Source organism: Streptomyces sp. NPDC058534 (assembly GCF_042717365.1).
GTDB lineage: Bacteria > Actinomycetota > Actinomycetes > Streptomycetales > Streptomycetaceae > Streptomyces.
In genome coordinates, this window is sequence record NZ_JBHXNW010000170.1 from 1 (window position 1) to 3,292 (window position 3,292).

1 protein-coding gene is annotated in these 3,292 nt (G+C 67.5%); it reads right to left on the reverse strand.

From position 1 onward, the window contains the following. Window positions 1–3,292: amino acid adenylation domain-containing protein (locus tag ACFWR9_RS42510; RefSeq protein WP_383853004.1), on the reverse strand; the 3,292-nt coding region annotated here is incomplete at both ends.

The following is a 3,292-nucleotide window of genomic DNA, read 5'->3' on the forward strand; positions in this document are numbered from 1 at the left end:
CGATTCGCACGAACATTCAACTCCCCATACGACACACCCACCCCACCCTGCTCCACCGCCACCGCACCCGGATCCCGCACCACCTGCCGCTCGAAGAGACCCACCACCGTCTCCTCGGAAAGCAGCCTCTCGGTGTCGTTCCACTCCGCCAACACCCGCTCACGATCCGACGGCGCCAGCACCTCCACCGCACGCAACGGGGTGTCAGAACCGGCCTCCAGTTCTTCAGTGAGGTTGTCGATCACCGTATGCAGCAACTGGCACACGAGGTTCGGGTCTTCCGGAGCAACTACGTCGGTCGTGATGGCGAACCCCGTCCCCAAGTCATCCACCGATACGGCCAGCGGATAGTTGGTGGACTCCCGGCTGTAGACCATTTCCACGCCATTGAGCTGGTGCCGACTCTCGTCAGAGGGCACGTCGGCCCGTCGACGATCGTGGCGGTAGTTCAGCAAGGAGGTGAACAACGGCGCTGAGGCCGAGACCGCGCTTGCCTTCTGCGCAAGCGCGAGCGGAGCGTGCTCGTGCACCAGCAGGCCGGCCAGCTGGGCCTGCATCGCTCGCACCGCACCCACCACGTCCAGGCCCGCCACATCCACCCGCACCGGCAGAGTGTTCATGAACGGACCAGGCACCCACTCCGCACCAGCTCCGGCATGCATCCGGCCCAGCAGTACGGTCCCGAACACCACGTCCGTCCGACCGGCCAGGCTCGCCAGCACCCGCGCCCACGCCACGTGGAACAACGTCGCCGGACTCACCCCGATCGTGCGCGCTCCCTCGCGTACCCGCGCTGCCAGCCCGTCATCCACCCGCAGCCGCGCGGACCGCACACCCGCGCCGTCACCATGAGCGTCGGCCAGGCCGAACGGCAGCGTCGGTTCCATGACATCACCCAGCAACTGGGCGAAGTACTCCTCGTGCTCCGCACGAGACACTCCTAGCCGAGCCTGGGCCACGAAGTCCCGGAACGGCAGCGGCACCGGCAAGTCGTCCCCACGCCCCTCCATCAGCGCGGCGACCTCACCCAAAACCACGTCCAACGCCGTGTGGTCCTGCAACAGGTGATGCACCTGTACCAATCCAAGCCACCGATCCGTTGCAGGATCCGCAGCTACATGCACCCGCACCAATGGCGCCTGTCCCACATCCATCCACCGCCCAGCGACCTCCAGCAGTTCATCGGCGGGATCCCCGTCCGGCGACAGCCTCACCTCGGTCACGGGAACGACCGCACGCTGCCAGACCACCTGTACCGGCTCGGGCAGCCCTTGCCACACGACCCCGGTGCGATAGATGTCGTGCCGGTCCACCACCCGCTGCAACGCATCCAGAAACTCATCCAGCCGCTCACGACTGTCAAATCCCAGAGTCATCGGCACCAGATACGCATCCGCCTCACCCGGCTCGGTGATCAGATGGTGGAAGAAGATGCCCTCCTGCAACGGCGCCAGCGGATACACGTCCGCCACATTCGCCGCCCCACCCTCGACCGACGCACAGACCAAGTCGATCTGCGTCGGCGTCAGCTCGACCAGCGGCAGCATCTCCGGCGTGACCACGTCCGCCCCCTCCGGAATCCCGTTCGGAGGCGCCTCCACCACACCCTCACTACTGCCGGCAGCTGCCAGCGCCGCCGGCGTCGGAGCCTCGAACAACACCCGAACCGACACCCCGAACCCGCGCTCGCGCAGCCGGGACGCCAAGGTCACCGCCAACAGAGAGTGCCCACCCAGCTCGAAGAAGTTGCCCTCCACCCCCACCCGCTCCACACCCAGGACATCCGCGAACACCTGACACACCAGCTCCTCGACGACCGTCGCAGGGCCCCGCCCACCAGCGGACGCGTACTCCGGCGCCGGCAACGCGGCCCGGTCCACCTTCCCGTTCACCGTCAACGGCATCCCGTCCAGTACCACCACCGCCGACGGCACCATGTACTCCGGCAACCGCTCAGCCACAAAGCTCCGCAGGTCGCCATCCACAGCAACCTCACAGTCGGCGACGACGTAGGCCACCAGGCGCCGGTCACCCGGCACATCCTCGCGGACCAACACCACCGCCCGGTCCACCGCAGGGTGCGCCGCCAGGACGCCTTCGACCTCACCCGGCTCGATCCGGTAGCCACGCAGCTTCACCTGGTCGTCCGCACGGCCGACGAACACCAGCTGCCCGTCCGCGGTCCACCGGACCAGGTCCCCCGTCCGGTACATCCGCTCACCCGGCCCGCCATACGGGCACGCCACGAAGCGTTCCCCGGTCAGACCCGGACGCTGGTGGTACCCGCGAGCCAACTGACTACCCGCCACATACAACTCACCCACAACCCCAGGCGCCACCGGCTCCAGGAACCGGTCCAGGACGAACGTCCTCGTCGTCGCAAACGACCGCCCAATCGGAACCGAACCCACGCCCACACCCTCATCCGCACCAATCACGTAGTGCGCCGAGCCGACCGTCCCCTCCGTCGGTCCGTAGTGATTCACCACCACCAAGTCCGGATGCGCCTCACGCCACCACTCCACCACACCCCAGCTCAACGCCTCCCCGCCCACCATCAACTGCCCCGTCGGCACACACTCCCCCGGCAGCGCCTCCAGTAACGGCAGATGACTGGGAGTCACCTTCAAGAAGCCCAGACGACGCCCACCCAGCACCGCCGGCAGACCCTCGTCCAGCCCGGACACGAACACACACCCACCCGACACCAACGCCGCATACAACCCCGTCACACCCAGATCGAACGACACCGACCCATGCAGCAGACTGCTCTCCCGCACCCCCGGATACGCCCCCACACACCAGGCCACGTAGTTGGCCAGCGCCCCATGCGACACCACCACACCCTTCGGCCGACCCGTCGACCCCGACGTATAGATCACATACGCCGCATCCCCCATCCCGACCGCCACTCCCGCCGACTCCACCGGCCCATCACCCGCCGCCACATCCACCAGCACCCCAAGACCTTCCGGTAACCCACCCGCCAACTGTGCGCTGGTCACCACACACACCGGCGCCGCGTCCTCCAACATCCACGCCACTCGATCCGCCGGATACTCCGGATCGACGGGCAGATAGGCACCACCGGCCTTCCACACCGCCAGGAACGCCACCACCACATCCACCGACCGCTCCAACATCACCCCCACCACCGACTCCAACCCCACCCCACGCGCCCTCAACACACCCGCCAACCGAGACGCCCGCTCATCCAACTCCCCATACGACAACTCCACCCGCCCATCCACCACCGCCACCGCACCCGGATCCCGCACCACCCGCTCCCCGA